Origin of the sequence: Desulfofundulus luciae (assembly GCF_030813795.1) — a bacterium.
Classification (GTDB): domain Bacteria; phylum Bacillota; class Desulfotomaculia; order Desulfotomaculales; family Desulfovirgulaceae; genus Desulfofundulus; species Desulfofundulus luciae.
This window is the reverse complement of sequence record NZ_JAUSUX010000004.1, coordinates 104,083-121,259: the sequence shown is the minus strand read 5'-3', so window position 1 is coordinate 121,259 and position 17,177 is coordinate 104,083. Positions and strand designations below refer to the sequence as shown.

General features: G+C 58.4%; 15 protein-coding genes. 14 read left to right on the top strand and 1 reads right to left on the bottom strand.

The window, feature by feature from the left end:
* Positions 1 to 149 precede the first annotated feature (149 nt).
* The 12 genes from aroA (at position 150) to J2Z49_RS03840 (ending at position 13,143) form a co-directional block, all read left to right on the top strand.
* Positions 150 to 1,442, top strand: coding sequence for a 3-phosphoshikimate 1-carboxyvinyltransferase (gene aroA, locus J2Z49_RS03895; protein WP_307400001.1), 1,293 nt, complete (start codon positions 150 to 152; stop codon positions 1,440 to 1,442).
* A 106-nt stretch (positions 1,443 to 1,548) separates the two neighbouring features.
* The gene (cmk, locus tag J2Z49_RS03890) at positions 1,549 to 2,226 is read left to right on the top strand and encodes a (d)CMP kinase (protein WP_307400077.1); all 678 of its coding nucleotides are present in this window, start codon (positions 1,549 to 1,551) and stop codon (positions 2,224 to 2,226) included.
* Entirely contained in the window at positions 2,226 to 2,804 is a 579-nt protein-coding gene (locus tag J2Z49_RS03885) for a lysophospholipid acyltransferase family protein (RefSeq protein ID WP_307400000.1), read from the top strand. Before cmk ends, J2Z49_RS03885 begins: the two co-directional genes overlap by 1 nt.
* A gap of 19 nt (positions 2,805 to 2,823) precedes the next feature.
* Complete coding sequence (locus tag J2Z49_RS03880) at positions 2,824 to 5,064, top strand: bifunctional 4-hydroxy-3-methylbut-2-enyl diphosphate reductase/30S ribosomal protein S1 (RefSeq protein WP_307399999.1); 2,241 nt, start codon at positions 2,824 to 2,826, stop codon at positions 5,062 to 5,064.
* 110 nt (positions 5,065 to 5,174) lie between these two features.
* On the top strand, positions 5,175 to 5,939 hold the full coding sequence (locus tag J2Z49_RS03875) for a DUF1614 domain-containing protein (protein ID WP_307399998.1): 765 nt from the start codon (positions 5,175 to 5,177) through the stop codon (positions 5,937 to 5,939).
* The gene (gene spoIIP / locus J2Z49_RS03870) at positions 5,936 to 7,216 is read left to right on the top strand and encodes a stage II sporulation protein P (RefSeq protein WP_307399996.1); all 1,281 of its coding nucleotides are present in this window, start codon (positions 5,936 to 5,938) and stop codon (positions 7,214 to 7,216) included. The genes J2Z49_RS03875 and spoIIP overlap by 4 nt, the downstream gene beginning before the upstream one ends.
* Positions 7,217 to 7,229: 13 nt before the next feature.
* The gene (locus J2Z49_RS03865; RefSeq protein WP_307399994.1) at positions 7,230 to 8,120 is read left to right on the top strand and encodes a YIEGIA family protein; all 891 of its coding nucleotides are present in this window, start codon (positions 7,230 to 7,232) and stop codon (positions 8,118 to 8,120) included.
* A 21-nt stretch (positions 8,121 to 8,141) separates the two neighbouring features.
* Positions 8,142 to 8,321 carry a capping complex subunit for YIEGIA gene (locus J2Z49_RS03860; protein ID WP_307399993.1) on the top strand — a complete coding sequence of 60 codons (180 nt, stop codon included), beginning with the start codon at positions 8,142 to 8,144 and terminating at the stop codon, positions 8,319 to 8,321.
* A 528-nt stretch (positions 8,322 to 8,849) separates the two neighbouring features.
* Positions 8,850 to 10,187 carry a DUF512 domain-containing protein gene (locus J2Z49_RS03855; RefSeq protein WP_407650040.1) on the top strand — a complete coding sequence of 446 codons (1,338 nt, stop codon included), beginning with the start codon at positions 8,850 to 8,852 and terminating at the stop codon, positions 10,185 to 10,187.
* The gene (der, locus tag J2Z49_RS03850) at positions 10,172 to 11,485 is read left to right on the top strand and encodes a ribosome biogenesis GTPase Der (RefSeq protein ID WP_307399989.1); all 1,314 of its coding nucleotides are present in this window, start codon (positions 10,172 to 10,174) and stop codon (positions 11,483 to 11,485) included. The genes J2Z49_RS03855 and der overlap by 16 nt, the downstream gene beginning before the upstream one ends.
* A gap of 14 nt (positions 11,486 to 11,499) precedes the next feature.
* Complete coding sequence (gene plsY / locus J2Z49_RS03845; protein ID WP_307399987.1) at positions 11,500 to 12,072, top strand: glycerol-3-phosphate 1-O-acyltransferase PlsY; 573 nt, start codon at positions 11,500 to 11,502, stop codon at positions 12,070 to 12,072.
* Positions 12,073 to 12,081: 9 nt separating this feature from the next.
* Positions 12,082 to 13,143, top strand: a complete 1,062-nt coding sequence (locus tag J2Z49_RS03840) for an NAD(P)H-dependent glycerol-3-phosphate dehydrogenase (RefSeq protein ID WP_307399986.1) — start codon at positions 12,082 to 12,084, stop codon at positions 13,141 to 13,143.
* A 37-nt stretch (positions 13,144 to 13,180) separates the two neighbouring features.
* On the opposite strand, the gene J2Z49_RS03835 is transcribed toward J2Z49_RS03840, so the two are convergent.
* Positions 13,181 to 14,047 carry a C40 family peptidase gene (locus J2Z49_RS03835; RefSeq protein ID WP_307399984.1) on the bottom strand — a complete coding sequence of 289 codons (867 nt, stop codon included), beginning with the start codon at positions 14,045 to 14,047 and terminating at the stop codon, positions 13,181 to 13,183.
* A 252-nt stretch (positions 14,048 to 14,299) separates the two neighbouring features.
* Here J2Z49_RS03835 and spoIVA point away from each other — a divergent pair, with 252 nt between their 5' ends.
* Both spoIVA and J2Z49_RS03825 read left to right on the top strand, forming a co-directional pair.
* Entirely contained in the window at positions 14,300 to 15,778 is a 1,479-nt protein-coding gene (gene spoIVA / locus J2Z49_RS03830) for a stage IV sporulation protein A (RefSeq protein ID WP_307399983.1), read from the top strand.
* A 101-nt stretch (positions 15,779 to 15,879) separates the two neighbouring features.
* On the top strand, positions 15,880 to 17,169 hold the full coding sequence (locus J2Z49_RS03825) for a homoserine dehydrogenase (RefSeq protein WP_307399982.1): 1,290 nt from the start codon (positions 15,880 to 15,882) through the stop codon (positions 17,167 to 17,169).
* The last annotated feature ends 8 nt before the right edge of the window (positions 17,170 to 17,177 follow it).

Sequence of the window (17,177 nt, the reverse complement as noted above, 5' to 3'; positions counted from 1 at the left end):
AGGGACGGCCGTCACCCGTACGAAAAAACGGAGCCGGTCCAAAGCGAGCCGCGGTGCGCATCTTACGCGAAGCATTGGAGTGAGCGGGGACAGCGCCGCATCCAACCGGATTCACTGAATATTTACAAGTAAAGAAAGGCAGGCAAGTTATGAACCTGGAAATTACCCCACCCCGGGCGCTGCGGGGGATCACCAGGGTTCCCGGGGATAAATCCATCTCGCACCGGGCGGCCATGCTGGGCGCCCTGGCTGAAGGTGATACACAAATTGAAAATTTTCTCATGGGAGCCGATTGCCTGGCTACGGTGAAATGCCTGGCCGGAATGGGAGTGTCTTTCACCGGCCCCGATGAAAACGGCCGGCTCACGGTACACGGCCGGGGTCCTGCGGGCCTGAAGGAACCGGAAAACGTGCTGGACGCGGGCAATTCCGGTACAACCATACGTCTTATGCTGGGCATCCTTGCCGGGTTGCCCTTTTTTACCGTGATTACCGGGGATGCCTCCCTGCGCCGGCGGCCCATGAAACGGGTCACCGCCCCCTTATCCCGGATGGGCGCCCGCATCTGGGGGCGCCAGGAGGCCAGCCTGGCTCCCCTGGCGGTGCGGGGTGGTGAACTGCAGGGTGCAGGCTTTTCCCTGCCCGTAGCCAGCGCCCAGGTAAAGTCGGCCCTGTTGCTGGCCGGCCTTTCGGCCCGGGGTGAAACCAGGGTTGCTGAACCCGCCCCGTCCCGGGATCATACGGAACGCATGCTGCAATACTTCGGTGCCGAAATACATAAAGAGGGACTTACCGTTTGGATAAGGGGCGGGCAGGTCCTGGCGGGGCGACGGGTAACAGTGCCGGGCGACATCTCCTCGGCTGCTTTCCTTATGGTAGCGGCGGCGGTGGTACCCGGTTCCGACGTGACCATACGGGAAGTCGGGGTCAACCCCACCCGGGACGGCATTCTGGAAGTGCTGCGGGCCATGGGTGCCGATCTGGAGATTTTCAACCGGCACCACCTGGGTGGTGAGCCGGTAGCCGACATCCGGGTTCGTTATTCCCGTCTTAAAGGTATTACCATTGGTGGGGAATTGATTCCCCGCCTCATCGATGAAATTCCCATTCTGGCCGTGGCCGGTGCCCTGGCAGAAGGAGAACTGGTAGTACGGGATGCTGCGGAACTGAAGGTGAAAGAAAGCAACCGCATTGCCACCGTGGTGGGAGAGTTAAGGAAATTTGGCGTGGAAGTGGAAGCGCTGGCCGATGGCCTGCGGGTACGGGGTGGCCGCCCCCTCACGGGGGCCTTATGCGAAAGCCACGGGGATCACCGCATAGCCATGGCCATGGCCGTAGCGGGCCTGGTCGCCCGGGGCAAAACGGTAATTCAGGATGCGGGGTGTGTGGATGTTTCCTTCCCCGGTTTCGCCGGTATTTTAAACACTTTACGGGTAGACTAATGCCGGGAGGATTTCCCCCGGCTTCTTTTTTCTCTTGTTGAAAGGAAAAAATTTTGCGGTGTCGAAATTAATAAGATATTTGTGTTACTATAATAGGGAGATGACCATGGTTCCCAGGATGTCTGTTGCCATCGATGGCCCGGCCGGGGCGGGTAAAAGTACGGTGGCCCGGGAACTGGCCCGGCGATTGGGCTTTTTATATATCGATACCGGAGCCATGTACCGGGCAATAACCTTGAAGGCCCTGCGCCGGGGGTTAAACCTTACCGATGAAGAGTCTTTAAAGGCACTGGCCGATGAGAGCCGGATAGAATTAACCACTGATCCCGACCGCCTGACCCGGGTATTTCTTGACGGTGAAGACGTAACCCGGGCCATCCGGGAACCGGAAGTCTCACGCCACGTTTCACTGGTGGCCAGCCTGCCCGGCGTGCGGGAAGTCTTGATGCGCCGGCAGCGGGAGCTGGCAAGATGTCAAAATGTGGTTATGGATGGTCGGGATGTGGGTACAGTGGTTCTCCCAAACGCACAAGTGAAAATTTTCCTTACCGCATCGCCCGAAGTCCGGGCCAGACGGCGTCAGATGGATCTGCAGGCCCAGGGTCACCACGTTCCCCTGGATTCATTAATCCAGGAAATCACGGAACGGGACAGGCAGGACAGTTGCCGTTCCGTGGCTCCATTAATGCCGGCCCCGGATGCCTGGATTATTGATAGTTCACACCTGAATGCCGAACAAGTGGTTGAAATGATTGCCGCCCGGGTTCTGGGGAGGTCGTTCTGATGTTTTACCGTTTTGCCCGGGCAGTATGCCGGGTGATCCTGGCCTTTATCCGTCGCTGGGAAGTGGTGGGAACACATCACCTTCCCCGTTCGGGAGGGGTGCTGGTGGTCAGTAACCACGTCAGCTACTGGGACCCCGTTGTGGTGGGCTGCGCCCTGGACCGCCAGGTGCACTTTATAGCCAAGGCCGAGCTGTTTCGCATACCTCTTCTGGGACCGGTAATACGGGCTTTAGGTGCCTTTCCCGTACGCCGGGGCGGTGGCGACAGGCAGGCCATCCGGCGGGCACTGGAACTGTTAAAGCAGGGCCGGGTGGTAGGTATTTTTCCCGAAGGAACCAGAAGCAAAAGCGGTGAGCTCCTGGAACCACATCTGGGAGCAGCCATGCTGGCCCTGCGGGCAAAGGTGCCCGTACTGCCGGTGGCGGTGCTCAACACCCGGGGAGTCTTCGGCAAGGTCCGGGTACATATAGGTAAACCGCTGGTGTTTTCCCGTGACAACCAAACCGGCCGGCCGGATTACCAGGCGGTCAGTCGGGAATTAATGCGGGAAATTGCCAGGCTTATGGACAGCGGGTAAGTAAGACGGTGATTTGTCAATGGAAGTGCGGCGGGCTGCAAAAGCGGGTTTTTGTTTTGGCGTAAAAAGAGCACTGAATCTGGCGTTGCAAACGGCCAGGGAACGGGACGGGCCCGTTTACTGCCTGGGCCCCCTGATCCATAACCCGCAGGTGATGGAAAAACTGGCAGCAGCGGGGATACAGGAAATAGCCGGGGTGAAAGAAGCCCGTCCCGGGGGAAAGCTGATCATTCGCTCCCACGGCGTGGGCCCCGGTGTTCTGGCTGCTGCCAGGGAACGCGATTTGAAGGTAGTGGATGCCACGTGCCCCTTTGTGGGCAGGGCACAGGAGCTGGCCCACTCGGAAGCCGCCGGCGGCACGCTGGTGGTGGTAGTGGGCGATAAAAATCATCCCGAGGTTCAGGGTATTGTGGACTGGACCGGTGGGCGGGCGGTAGTGGTGGAGGGGCCCGGGGAAGCCCAAAAGTTGCCGGCAGTACCCCGGATGGCCGTGCTGGCCCAAACCACCCAGCCGCTGGCCAACTTCCAGGCAGTGGTGGATGTCCTGCAACAAAAAGCGGGACAGCTGAAAGTATACAATACCATCTGTCATGCCACCGGGGCCAGGCAGCAGGCCGCCCTGGAACTGGCCCGGGAGGTGGATGTGATGGTGGTGGTTGGCGGAGCAGCAAGCGCCAATACCCGCAAGCTGGCCACCCTGTGCCGGCAGGCGGGTGTACCTACCTATCAAGTGGAAACCGCCCGGGAACTGGAACCCGCCTGGTTCAGGGGGGTAAAGGTAGCGGGATTGACGGCAGGGGCATCCACACCTGACTGGATTATCGAGGAGGTAGAACGACGGATGAAAGAGTTGGGCGAGATGGTAGCTGTGGAGGAAAGCATCAAAGACACAAACGTTGACGGGGAGGAAAGACAACAGGTAGCCCCCGGCGGTGCTGCCGGGGAGACTGCCGGGGAAGTTCCGCATACCGCCCAGGATACCACCGGGGACAGAAACGACGAAGCCGCCGGCGCTGTCGCCCGGGAAACTGCGGAGGAAATACCCGCCGCTGGCTGCACAACCGGCGCTGCAGCCGGCACGGGGGGAAATGCCGCCGAAACCGCCAGTGTAGATGACAGCATGAAAGAAGCCGTAGAGGTAAAATCCCTGCGTCCGGGGCAAATCGTGAAGGGTGTAGTGGTCCAGGTGGGTCCCGACGAAGTGCTGGTGGATGTAGGAGCCAAGTCGGAAGGCATTATTCCCTTAAGAGAACTATCCTGCTACAATGTAAGTTCCCCCGCAGAAGTGGTAAAAGTCGGGGATGAGATAGAAGTAGCCGTCATCAAAGCAGAAGACAATGAGGGCCGGCTTATCCTTTCCAAGGAACGGGCCGATGCGGAAAGGGCCTGGGTAAAATTAAATGAGCACCTGGAGAACGGCGAGCCGGTGGAAGGCACCGTGCGGGAAGTTGTCAAAGGCGGTCTTCTGGTGGATGTGGGCCTAAGAGCCTTTTTGCCTGCCTCTTTAGTTGAAAGGGGCTATGTGGAGGATCTGGGCAAGTATGTGGGAGAAACGGTCAGGGCGAAGGTAATCGAATTGAACCGGGGCAAGCGGAAAGTCATCCTGTCCCGCAAGGCCGTGCTGGAAGAAGAAGCAGCCCGCAGGCGCAAGGAAATGCTGGAAAGTTTACAGGAGGGCCAGGTGGTACGGGGCGTGGTACGCCGGCTTACCAGTTTTGGCGCCTTCGTGGACATTGGCGGCGTGGATGGACTCCTGCACATTTCGGAAATGGCCTGGTACCGGGTTAACCATCCCTCCGAAGTGGTAAATGTGGGCGACGAAGTAGACGTAATGGTCCTCCGGGTGGACCGGGAGAATGAAAAAATTTCCCTGGGCTTAAGGCAGGTGTTACCCAATCCCTGGGATAACGTGGAAGAAAAATATCCCGTGGGCAGCATCATACGGGCAAAGGTAGTGCGGCTCGCACCTTTTGGAGCCTTTGTACAGCTGGAGCCGGGGGTGGAGGGACTGGTGCACATTTCTCACCTGGCCGACCGGCATGTAGCCACCCCCGATGAAGTGGTTCAGGAAGGAGACGAGGTGGAAGTCAAGGTACTCAATGTGGACCGCGCCGAAAAGCGGATCCGCCTGTCCATCCGGGAAGTCAACCGGGAGCGGGAAAGGGAAAGCCGGCGCGCCAAGGAACCGGGACATCAACACACCGGTAACGGTGCCAGTGTAACTATAGGTGAGGTAGTAGGAGACCTTTTTGAAAAATAAACCTGCCTTTACTCAAAGAACAGCGGCGTATAAGACGCCGCTTTTTTTTTGCATATTTACACCCGGCCGGGGCAGTCTAAAAAAAGAATTAACAACGAGGAGGATTGCAAATGACCGGCTTTCCCGTGGGTTTCACCGCACTAATTATTGTTTCCCTTTTGATCTTTTTCGGCCTGGCACACCGGGCTCTGGACCGCATGCGCCTTACCGACAGGGGTGCCCTGGCGGTAATTGTGGCCATGATCATAGGCAGTTTCATCTCCATACCCATCCCGGGCGGCCGCTACCCCGTTTCCATTAACGTCGGCGGCGGACTGGTTCCCCTGGGTCTGGCCATTTACCTGCTCTCCAAAGCAGGTACCGCTGCGGAACGCACCCGTGCCCTTGTGGGGGCGGGGGTAACCGCCCTGGTGGTCTATGCCCTGGGCTCCCTGGTGATGCGCGGCCTGCCTGAACCCGGGGGCAGGTACGAAATCCTGGATGCCCTGTGGCTTTACCCGCTGGCGGCCGGATTGGTGGGTTACCTGGCCGGACGTTCCAGGCGGGCCGCCTTTGTTTCAGCCACCCTCGGGTTGCTGGCTCTGGATATAGGTTACTATTTCTGGCTGGCCGGCCGCGGTGCCCCGGCAGGCCGGGTGGCCATTGGCGGAGCCGGCGCTTTCGATGCCATTGTGCTGGCGGGAATCCTGGCCGTACTCCTGGCCGAAGTGGTGGGTGAGGTGCGGGAACGGCTTCAAGGAGGCCCTGTGACAAAGGGGCGGCCGGAGGCGCTGCTCAAGGCTTTACGCAAACCGGGAGCGAATGCCGGCGGCGGCGACGAAGACGCAGCCGGGAAAGATGGTCGCAAAACCGGTGAAAGGGGGTCATTAAGATGACCGGGGCAAAAAGCAGGATCATTTGGGGAATCGGCCTGCTGCTGGCAGGAATATCCCTGCTGGTAGGTTTATCGGCTTCCCGGCTCACCCAACCGGTATGGTCATTGGCTTCCTTTTTCAAAGAAGCAGAAAACGACCACCGGGTGGGCAACGTATGCACGGTAAAGGACGAGCATGGCCGGGTGATCAGCCTGGTTTCACGCCGGGTTGCGGTGGGTGACGAAATTTTCACCGCCGAAGGCCGTCATTACCGGGTGGTCAGAATACAGGGCAATACCGCCTGCGCCCGCTTTATCGGAATGGACAGGGACCTGCTGGCCTACAACGAATTTTACAGCCGGCTGGAGGTTCCCGTCGTCCAGGTGGTCCGGAACACCCGGCCGGTGGGTATCTACCATACCCATAGCGATGAATCCTATGTGCCTACGGACGGCTCGGAATCCATCCCCTTTAAAGGAGGCATCTATCAAGTAGGGGAAACCCTGGTGAACCGCTTGAAAAATGGCGGGGTGAGAGTGGATTACGACAAAACTCCCCACGACCCCCACGATGACAACGCCTACTACCGTTCCCGGAGAACGGCAGTAAGATTGATGCAAAATAACCCTATTGCCCTTTTCGATGTGCACAGGGATGGAGTGCCCGACCCCACCTATTACCGGCGTTACATTTCCGAACAGCAGGTGGCTCAAGCACGGCTGGTGGTGGGACGGGAAAACCCCCGGATGCAGGCCAACCTTGATTTTGCCAAAAGGCTTATGTCCTATGCCAACAGCGTACACAAGCCGATAGTGAAAGAAATCTTCACCGCCCAGGGTAACTACAACCAGGATCTTATGCCTACCGCCCTGCTCATTGAAGCGGGTACGCACACCAATACCAAGGAGGAGGCCGAGCGGGGCGTCTCCCTCCTGGCCGACGCCGTCCCGGTTGTACTCGGCCTCACCGGGCCCCCGCCTCAAGGAGCGCCCAAACCAATTACCGACCGCACGGCAGGAACACCGGGTAGCTGGAAAGCCCTGGGCTGGATTATCGCCTTGACCCTGCTGGGCGGTGGAGCCTTCCTGCTCATCAGCGCCGGCAGCTGGGACAGGGCCAAAAGCAGGCTCGGCGACTTCTTTGGCCGGGAATTTGCCAGCTTTTTTGCCCCCAGGCGGGCCAGAAAACCCGATCTGGACACTGCCGAAAAAGCCACCCATGTCCCTGCCCCGGGCCATAAAGATCCCGGTGCCAGCGAAGCGGCCAGGGACCACCTGGAACGCATCCGCCAGGATTAGGGGTGGAAGTAAATTGGAACATTACCTTGGTACCATCATTGCCGGGACACTGGCCGGGACTGTGGCCCGCATGGTCATGCTGCGGCTGGACTACCGCCAGTATCCCGGCTACCCCCACGGCTATCTCTCCCACCTGTCCCTGGGTTTTATTGCCTCGGCCCTGGGGGCGGTGGCCATCCCGGCCATCCTGAAACCGGATTATACGGCGGTGACCTTTCTGGCCCTGGCTGCCAGCCAGTTCCGGGAAATCCGTGGTATCGAAAGAAAAACCCTGGAACATCTGGACGAAAACGAGCTGGTCAAGCGGGGCAGCGATTATATCGAGGGGATAGCCCGCACCTTTGAAGCCCGCAACTACCTGACCATGGCCTGCGCCCTTTTTACCAGCATTGCCTACGAACTGGGGAAGACCCCGGCGGCGGTTATCATGGCCCTGCTGGCCATCCTCTTTGTGCGCACCTTTATGGCCGGGGAGACCATCGGGGATATATGCGAGGTTGTCCCGGCCAGAATATGGTTTAAAGATTCCATCCTCATGGTGGAAAACATAGGGTTTATCAATATTGGTTTAACGGAAATGCGCGAAAAGATTACGGCTGAAGGCCTGGCGGTTTTAATCAAACCAAAGAATGCCGATGCCCGGGCCACCATCCATGATCTGGGACAGCGCCAGGCCATGGCCCACACCGTCACGGTGCTCCTGGGAACCAAAAAGGACGTGGATCTTCCCGAATTCACCCCTCTGGCCCGCATCGACCCCGACAGCGGGGCGGTGGGACTGTACACGGTGCCGGTGGAAAGGGACATGGATGCTTTGATCCTGGCGGTGAAGCGCACTCCCGTACTGGAAAGCGCCCGCTCCAGGCCCTTGAAAACCGAAGCGGGACGCATGGCCGCCAGGTAAAAGACGAGGGAGAGGATGGCAATGGCAGAACGCATACTGGCCGTGGTAACCTTGAACATGGATATTGTCGCCGGAGGAGCGCCTATTTTTTTTGCCCGCAACCAGGAAGAACAGGTCAAGATGGCCCGTTATCTGGCCCGCACCCTGGACGCCATGGTCCACGACCTGGAAAACGGCGTCTACATCATTGTGAAGCACTGAGAAACATCTTTGGTGCGTGGCTTTCTGAAGTATCCCCAGGGCCGTGTAAAATTAAAGCAGGCGTCCATGACGCACTCAGCGCCACCAATAGAGGAAAAATAGCCGCCGTTTTGCACGAAGCGAGCGACCTTGACCCAGCACTCAACAGACTCGAAAGTGATTGTGTTTAGTCGGTCATCATTCGAAGCCTGTTGAGTGCTGGGCAAACTTAGCGAGACCGAGGGTGGAGGCGGGGCCGAGGGCATGGATGCCCGAGGCCGGCCCCTGAGGCATGGATGCCGAATGGGCCGGGAACCCCGCCGGAGCCCGAGGTCGAGCGCTAGTTTGGCCTGCGAGGCGAACGGAGCGAGCGCGTGCAAACGGCAGGCGAGTATATTTTCAGAACAGAGTTACCTACTGAATCTTTATACGGACGTATCCCCAGTTTCGGCTTGCGACAATGGGTGAAGTTACAATATAATACAGACGTATGGTATGGTAAAGTTTTGTTACGTATGGTGACGTTTTTTCCAGCGAAAGGTGACGATGATGGCGGCGCAGGGTCTCGTAATAGAAAGAGTAGCCCCCGGCAGCATTGCCGCCGAACTGGGCATGGAACCGGGGGACCGGCTGGTGGCCGTAAACGGCCTGCCGGTGGAGGACATTCTGGACTACCGCTTTTTGACCTGTGAAGAAGAACTGACGCTTACCCTGATCAAAGCCAACGGTGAGGAATGGCTCTACGACGTGGAAAAGGATTACGACGACGACCTGGGCGTGGATTTTGCCGGCGGAGGACTGGAACCCATCCGCCGCTGCCAGAACCGCTGCCTTTTCTGTTTTGTCGATCAAATGCCCCGGGGCCTGCGCCCCACCCTGTACATAAAAGACGACGACTACCGCCTTTCCTTCACCCAGGGGAACTTTATTACCCTGACCAACTTGAGAGAGAGGGATCTGGAACGGATCATCCGGCTGCGGTTGTCCCCCCTTTACATATCGGTGCACACCACCAGCCCCGCTTTAAGGGAAAAAATGCTCGGCCACCCCCGGGCCGGCAAGATCATGGAGCAACTGCACCGGCTGGCCCGGGGGGGAATTGAAATGCATACCCAGGTGGTCCTGTGCCCGGGGATAAACGATGGGGTGGAACTGGAACGCACCGTGAGGGACCTGGTGAACCTCTGGCCGGCGGTACGTTCCGTGGCCATAGTACCGGTGGGTCTCACCCGTTACCGGGAGGGGCTTTTCCCCCTGCGGCCCTTCACCCGGGAAGAGGCGGCCCGGGTAGTGGAACAGGTACAAACCTGGCAGGACCATTGCCTGGAACGCTGCGCCCACGCGGTGGTTTTTGCCGGCGATGAATTTTACCTGCTGGCGGAAAGAAAAGTTCCCCCTGCCCTGCGTTACGACGACTTTCCCCAGACGGAAAACGGTGTGGGACTGGTGCGTCTCTTTCTGGATGAATGGGAGAAGATCTCCCGGTCCCTGCCCCGGGCACTGCCCTCCCCCCGGAGGGTGACCGTGGCCACGGGGGTGCTGGCCGAAGGAGTCCTGGCGCCGGTGGCGGCCAGGTTAAATGAAATCAACAATCTGGCGGTGGAACTGGCCGTCATCCCCAACCGTTTGTTTGGACCGCAGGTGACCGTGGCCGGCCTTGTTTCCGGAAAAGACATTGTAGCCGCCCTTCAATGCCGCAATCCGGGACAAACCTTAATCCTGCCCGCAGTCATGCTGCGCCGGCCGGAGCAGGTTTTTCTGGATGGTATGACTGTGCCGGAACTTTCCAGCCGCCTGGACCGCCCCGTGATAGTGGTTGATGGACCGGCGGAACTGGTAGAGGCCTGTTTGGAAAGGGAGGGATCCTGCCCTTGTCAAAGCCGATAGTAGCCATTGTGGGGCGCCCCAATGTGGGAAAATCCACCCTTTTTAACCGCCTGGTGGGGAGCCGCATAGCCATAGTGGAAGATAAGCCCGGAATAACCCGGGACCGGCTCTATCAGGATGCCGAGTGGGCCGGGCGCGTTTTTACCCTCGTAGATACCGGCGGGCTGGACTTTGTGGAATCGGGGGATATTCCCCGGCAGGTGCGGCGGCAGGTAGAGCTGGCCATAGAAGAAGCCGACGTGGTGCTTTTCCTGGTGGACGCCCGGGCGGGATTAACGAGTACGGATGAGGACGTGGCCGCCCTGCTGCGGCGAACCAGCAAGCCCGTATTGCTGGTGGCCAACAAGGTGGAAAATTTCCAGCGCACCGGTCAGCTTGTGGACTTTTTCCGCCTGGGCCTGGGCGAGCCCATCCCCATTTCGGCCGCCCAGGGGATGAACACCGGGGACTTGCTGGACCGCCTGGTGTCGGTTTTGCCTCCCGTAACCGCGGAGGAAGGGGAACCCGATACCATCCGCATTGCCGTCATCGGGCGGCCCAATGTGGGCAAGTCTTCCCTGGTCAATGCCATTCTGGGTGAAGAGCGGGTGATCGTGAGCGGCATCCCCGGTACCACCCGGGACGCCATTGACACCTATTTTGAGCGGGAAGGGCGCCGCTACATGCTGGTTGATACGGCCGGCATCCGGCGAAAGAGCCGCATAGAGGAGGCCATAGAAAAATACAGCGTAATTCGTTCCTTGAGGGCGGTAGACCGCTGCGAGGTGGCCCTGGTGGTGCTGGACGCCCTGGAAGGCGTAACCGATCAGGACAAGCGTATTGCCGGCTATGCCCACGAAGAGGGCAAGGCCAGCGTGCTGGCAGTGAACAAATGGGACCTGGTGGAAAAGGATACCCGTACCTCCCAGCGCTTCACCGAACTGATTCGCCGGGAACTGGCCTTCATGACCTATGCCCCGGTAGTTTTCATCTCCGCCCTTACCGGAAAGCGGGTGCACAGGCTTTTGGAAATGGTCGACCTGGTGGCACAGCAGCAGTGCTTGCGCATCAGCACGTCAGAGCTGAACAGGCTGATCAGGGACGCCGTTTTGCATAACCCGCCGCCGGCCGATAAAAACCGGCGCTTGAAAATACTCTACGCCACCCAGGGCGGGGTAAAACCACCCACTTTCATCCTGTTTGTCAACTACCCGGAGTTGATGCACTTTTCTTACCTGCGCTACCTGGAAAACCAGCTCCGGGCGGCCTTTGGCTTTGAGGGAACGCCCATCCGCTTTGTACTGCGGCAGCGGGATTGAAAGGGGGGAGAAAAATGGCTGTTCTGGCTGTGGTGGTCAGCTATCTGATTGGCTCAATTCCCGCGGGCTACCTGCTGGGACGCGCCCGGGGGGTAGATATCCGGCAACACGGCAGCGGCAATATCGGAACCACCAATGTCTGGCGGAACCTGGGCCCTGCGGCGGGCGCAATCGCCCTCATCGGTGATACCGGCAAGGGTTTCGCGGCCGTACTCCTGGGGCGTCACCTGGGGGGACACGGTCTCGAGCTGGCCTGTGGCCTGGCCGTAATCGCCGGGCACGGCTGGCCGGTATTCCTGGGCTTCAGGGGAGGAAAAATTATTGCCACCGGCCTGGGAGTTTTCCTCGGCCTTACTCCGGCGGCCGCCCTTCTGGCCCTTGGGCTGTGGCTGGTAGTGGTGGCGGCTTTTCGTTACGTCTCCCTGGGTTCCATAGTGGCTGCCGTTTCAATGCCCCTGTGGATGCTCCTTTTACGCCGGCCCCGTGAATACCTGGCTTTTGCCCTGGTGGTGGCGGTTATAGCCGTATACAAGCACATGCCCAATATCCGCCGGCTGCTGGCCGGCACCGAATCCAAAATCCGTTAAAAGGAAGGGTTGGCGGTTGTGAAACAAAAGGTAGCCATCCTGGGAGCCGGCAGTTGGGCCACGGCCCTGGCCGTGCTGCTGGCCGGCAAAGGAATACCGGTGGACATGTGGTCGCGCCGGGCGGATCTGGCCGCCCAAATTAATACCGAAGGTCAGAACAGCCGCTACCTGCCGGGAGTTTCTCTCCCCCAAAACGTGCGTGTGACCACGGATCTTCCCGCGGTGGTAAAAAACGCCCGGGCGGTTATTTTCAGCGTACCTTCCCATGCTTTTCGCGAAGTCCTGCGCGCGTCACTCCCGCACCTGCCGGCCCGGGCACTGTTGATCAATGCGGCCAAGGGCATTGAAGAAGACAGCCTCCTCACCCTTTCCCGGGTATTTGTTGCGGAAGCCGGGGAAGAGGAAACCAACCGTTACGTGGTCCTTTCCGGACCCAGTCACGCCGAAGAAGTAGGGCGGGGAATTCCTACCGCCGTCGTGGTGGCCGGCCGGGATATGGCGGCGGCAGAGGCCGCCCAGGACCTGTTCATGACCGGCAACTTCCGGGTTTATACCAACCCCGACGTGGCCGGGGTAGAGCTGGGGGGTGCCCTGAAAAACATTATTGCCCTGGGCACAGGTATTGCCGACGGGCTGGGTTTTGGGGACAACACCAAAGCAGCTTTAATGACCCGGGGCCTGGCCGAAATCACCCGCCTGGGGCTGGCCATGGGAGCCAACCCCCTCACTTTTGCCGGTCTGGCCGGGGTGGGGGATTTAATTGTCACCTGCACCAGCATGCACAGCCGCAACCGCCGGGCCGGGATCGAAATCGGCCGGGGGAAGAGCCTTTCCGAAGCGGTGGCCAGTGTACAGATGGTGGTGGAAGGGGTGCGTACCACCCGGGCGGCCTACCGCCTGGCGGCCCGGTACCGGGTGGAAATGCCCATTACCGAACAGATGTACCGGGTGCTTTTTGAGGGATTGTCCCCCCGGGAAGCGGTGGTCAACCTGATGAGCAGGGGCCGCCGGCGCGAAATGGAGGAGGTGGCCCTGGCCGCCGCACTGTGGCGTGAAAAAACCCGGAAATAGCAGACGCCCGCCTGTCCAAAGCGGGCGTTTTTTTGGATTAACGCAGTATCCTGGTTGCTCCCCGGTAATTGGCGGCATAGTAAGACTCGTTGAGGGAGGAATATTTTACCCCTTGTCTGGAAGAAGCATGAATAAACCGGTCCTGGCCCACATAAATACCTACATGGTCAATATCACCGCTGCCGTAGTAGCTGAAGAAAACCAGGTCCCCGGGGGACAAATCATCGCGACCAACCCGGGTGCCGAGCCGGGCTTGAGCAGCCGCGTTATGGGGTAAATTTATTCCTGCTGTTTCCCGGAACACATAGGAAGTAAAACCGGAGCAGTCAAAAGCTTCCGGGCCACTGCCCCCGTAGACATAGGGCTTGCCCAGCAGGGAAACAGCCATGGCCAGTACTGCCCTTACGTCGGCCGTTTCGCCGCGGGAAACCTGGCGGTCGGGGGACACCCGGGCGGTGCCACCGGGGATAACCAGAACCTGTCCCGGAAAAATAAGGTCGGAGGTTAAATTATTGGCCTCCCTGATTGCCTGTTCACGCACGCCGTAACGCTGTGCAATCACATACAGTGAATCCCCCGGACGGACGGTGTATCTGTTAACCCCGGCACGGGTATATTTGCCGGCCGCCACGGTGTTCCGGGTCGGCTTTGCCTTTTCCGGACCGGGGATAATCAGTGTCTGACCAGGGTAGATCAGGTGCCCGTTTAATCCATTGGCTGCCTGCAGAGCCTCAACGGTAGTCCCATACCGCCGGCTGAGTTCGTAAAGTGTCTCACCGGCCGCCACCGTGTGCTTGAGGTCAGCCCACGAAACCGACGGAACCAGGCACACCAGTAAAAAGCCCAACAGAAAGGCCCGCCACAGGAGCCCTGCCTTTACCGGCGGGCAAGGCATCCTTTTCATGCATCACTCCCCTTTCCTGACAACTTCTTCTTCTTTTAAAGATTGTTCGACACCAATAACAGAATTCCTGCCGGGGCAACCAATTTTTTTCCTGAAACTAAAACCAACCGCGTGGAAATCCCGCCAAAAAAAAGTTACCCCCGGTCATATTCCAGCGGGGGTTTAATATATATATATTGTTAATGTATGCCATTGGAAAAACCAGGTTCGAAAGCTCCCGGCTGTAAAACCTTTTAAGGAGGGAATACGTCCATGGAAAAAGTGGATATCTTCCGGGATATCGCGGAACGTACCGGCGGCGATATCTACCTGGGCGTAAGTGGCGGCGTCCGCACGGGCAAGTCCACTTTTATCAAGCGTTTTGCCGAGCTGTTGATGATTCCGAACATCGAAAATCCCTACGACCGGGAACGGGCCAAGGATGAGCTGCCCCAGAGTGGTGCCGGCAGGACGGTAATGACTACCGAACCCAAATTCGTGCCCAATGAAGCTGTGGAAATAACCATTTCGCCCAACCTCAAGGTAAAAATGCGCCTGGTTGACTGCGTGGGTTACCGGGTGGATGGCGCCCTGGGCTACGAGGATGAAAGCGGCCCGCGGATGGTATCAACCCCCTGGTTTGACGAGCCCATTCCTTTCCAGGAGGCGGCGGAGATCGGCACCCGCAAGGTGATTGCGGACCACTCCACCATGGGTGTGGTGGTTACCACCGACGGTAGCATTACCGACATCCCACGGGAAAATTATGTTGAAGCGGAAGAGAGGGTTATTGTCGAGTTCAAGGACATCAACCGTCCCTTTCTGGTGCTTTTGAACAGCACCCGTCCCCGGGACCCTCAAACGATAGCCCTGGCCGAAGAACTGGCCGAAAAATACGATGTTCCCGTTTTGCCGGTGGACTGCCTGCAGATGACCCAGCAGGACGCCCTTTTTATTCTGGAAACGGTACTGATGGAATTTCCCGTCAATGAGGTTAACGTACTGCTCCCGCAATGGGTGGAGGAACTGGACAGCAACCACTGGTTAAGGCAAAAAGTGGAGGATTCGGTTCGCGAGACCATCCAGAACGTGCGCCGTTTACGGGATATTAACGGCGCGGTGGAAAGGCTGGGAGACTGCGATTTTGTCGAGTCGGTCAGGATCACCAAAATGGACATGGGTACCGGGGTGGCCGCCATTGAAATAACCTCCCCCCAGGAGCTTTTCTTCCAGGTCTTGAGCGAAGAATCCGGCTTTAAGATCAGCGGAGACCATGAACTGTTCAGGCTGGTCAAGGAACTGGCCGTGGCCAAGCGGGAGTACGACAAGGTGGCCCAGGCTCTGGCGGAAGTGCGGGAAGCCGGCTACGGGGTGGTAACTCCCAGCCTGGACGAGATGGTTTTGGAGGAGCCCCAGTTAATACGCCAGGGCAGCCGCTTTGGTGTCAAGCTTAAGGCAACGGCTCCTTCCATTCACATGATCAGGGCGGATATTGCCACCGAAATTACTCCCATTATCGGTACTGAACGGCAATGCGAAGAACTGGTTCGTTACATGCTCACCGAATTTGAATCCAACCCGCAAAAGATCTGGCAATCCGAGATATTTGGCAAGTCCGTACATGATCTGGTCAGGGAAGGAATTCAAAACAAACTCTATCGCATGCCGGAAAATGCCCGGGCAAAACTGCAGGAAACCATCCAGCGCATCGTCAACGAGGGAAGCGGTGGGCTTATCTGTATAATTATCTAACCGGTCCCAGGCCGGTTTTTTATTTGCCCTCAACCAGTTGACGATGATAAAATATTCATGGCTGGACGAAGGACAAGTGTTTGAAGGAAGGAGAGAGGGTTTTGCAACAACCGGTAAAAATAGCGCTTTTAGGCCTGGGAACGGTAGGCCGCGGGGTCTACCGCATTCTTACCGGCAATGCGGAAAACATTGCCCATAAGGTCGGGACGCCCGTTGAAATTTCCCGCATCCTTGTCCGCGATCTGACCAGGGACCGGGGCATCCCGCTGGACCCGGCCCTGCTTACTGATAATTACCAGGACATCCTGGACGACCCGGAAATAGCCATTGTGGTGGAGGTAATGGGAGGTATCCACCCGGCGCTGGATTATGTCATGGCCGCCCTTAAGCGGGGCAAAAGTGTGGTTACGGCCAACAAGGACATGATTGCCCTGCACGGTAAGGAACTCTTTGCCGCCGCCGCGGCCAGCGGTGCCGGCCTCCTCTTTGAGGGCAGCGTGGCCGGTGGCATCCCCATTATCCGTCCTTTAAAACAATGCCTGGCGGCCAACCGCATTCAGGAGATTATGGGCATTATCAACGGTACAACCAACTACATGTTGAGCAAAATGACCCGGGAAGGAGTGGATTTCGACCGGGCACTGCAGGAAGCGCAGGCCAAAGGTTACGCCGAAGCCGATCCCACCGCCGACGTGGAGGGGCTGGACGCGGCGCGCAAGCTGGCCATCCTTGCCTCCATTGCTTTTAACTCCCGCATCACCTTAAACGATGTCTACGTGGAAGGCATCAGCAAAATCACCGCCAGGGATATTGCCTACGCCCGGGAGCTGAATTATGTGATCAAGTTGCTGGCCATTGCCAAGGAAACTCCCGAGGGCATCGAGGTGCGGGTGCATCCCACCATGATTCCTCAAAATCACCCCCTGGCTTCAGTTAACGACGTGTTTAACGCCATTTTCGTCCGGGGCGATGCCGTGGGTGACACCATGTTTTACGGCCGGGGTGCGGGGGAATTGCCCACTGGAAGTGCCGTCGCGGCAGACATCATGGACGCGGCCCGCCACATTTTGCATAAGATGCCGGGCTTCATCGGCTGCACCTGTTACGAAGAAAAACCAATCAAGCCCATGGCCATGACCGAAAGCAAGTTTTACATTCGCCTGACGGTGGCCGACAGACCGGGAGTGCTGGCTGCAATAGCCTATGCCTTTGGGGATAAGGAAGTCAGCCTGGCTTCGGTAATCCAAAAGCACACCGATGGCGACAGGGCGGAAATCGTGATGGTTACCCACCGGGTGCGGGAACAAAACCTCCAGGACGCACTACGCCTGGTGGAATGCCTGAGTTCGGTTGACCGGATCGCCAGTTGTATCCGGGTAGAAGGTGAGTAGAAGGGGGC

Excerpts from the sequence above, each read along its gene's own strand:
- aroA (WP_307400001.1), top strand. The coding sequence starts at position 150 with ATGAACCTGGAAATTACCCCACCCCGGGCGCTGCGGGGGATCACCAGG.
- cmk (WP_307400077.1), top strand. The coding sequence starts at position 1,549 with ATGGTTCCCAGGATGTCTGTTGCCATCGATGGCCCGGCCGGGGCGGGT.
- J2Z49_RS03885 (WP_307400000.1), top strand. The coding sequence starts at position 2,226 with ATGTTTTACCGTTTTGCCCGGGCAGTATGCCGGGTGATCCTGGCCTTT.
- J2Z49_RS03880 (WP_307399999.1), top strand. The coding sequence starts at position 2,824 with ATGGAAGTGCGGCGGGCTGCAAAAGCGGGTTTTTGTTTTGGCGTAAAA.
- J2Z49_RS03875 (WP_307399998.1), top strand. The coding sequence starts at position 5,175 with ATGACCGGCTTTCCCGTGGGTTTCACCGCACTAATTATTGTTTCCCTT.
- spoIIP (WP_307399996.1), top strand. The coding sequence starts at position 5,936 with ATGACCGGGGCAAAAAGCAGGATCATTTGGGGAATCGGCCTGCTGCTG.
- J2Z49_RS03860 (WP_307399993.1), top strand. The coding sequence starts at position 8,142 with ATGGCAGAACGCATACTGGCCGTGGTAACCTTGAACATGGATATTGTC.
- J2Z49_RS03855 (WP_407650040.1), top strand. The coding sequence starts at position 8,850 with ATGGCGGCGCAGGGTCTCGTAATAGAAAGAGTAGCCCCCGGCAGCATT.
- plsY (WP_307399987.1), top strand. The coding sequence starts at position 11,500 with ATGGCTGTTCTGGCTGTGGTGGTCAGCTATCTGATTGGCTCAATTCCC.
- J2Z49_RS03835 (WP_307399984.1), bottom strand. The coding sequence starts at position 14,047 with ATGAAAAGGATGCCTTGCCCGCCGGTAAAGGCAGGGCTCCTGTGGCGG.
- spoIVA (WP_307399983.1), top strand. The coding sequence starts at position 14,300 with ATGGAAAAAGTGGATATCTTCCGGGATATCGCGGAACGTACCGGCGGC.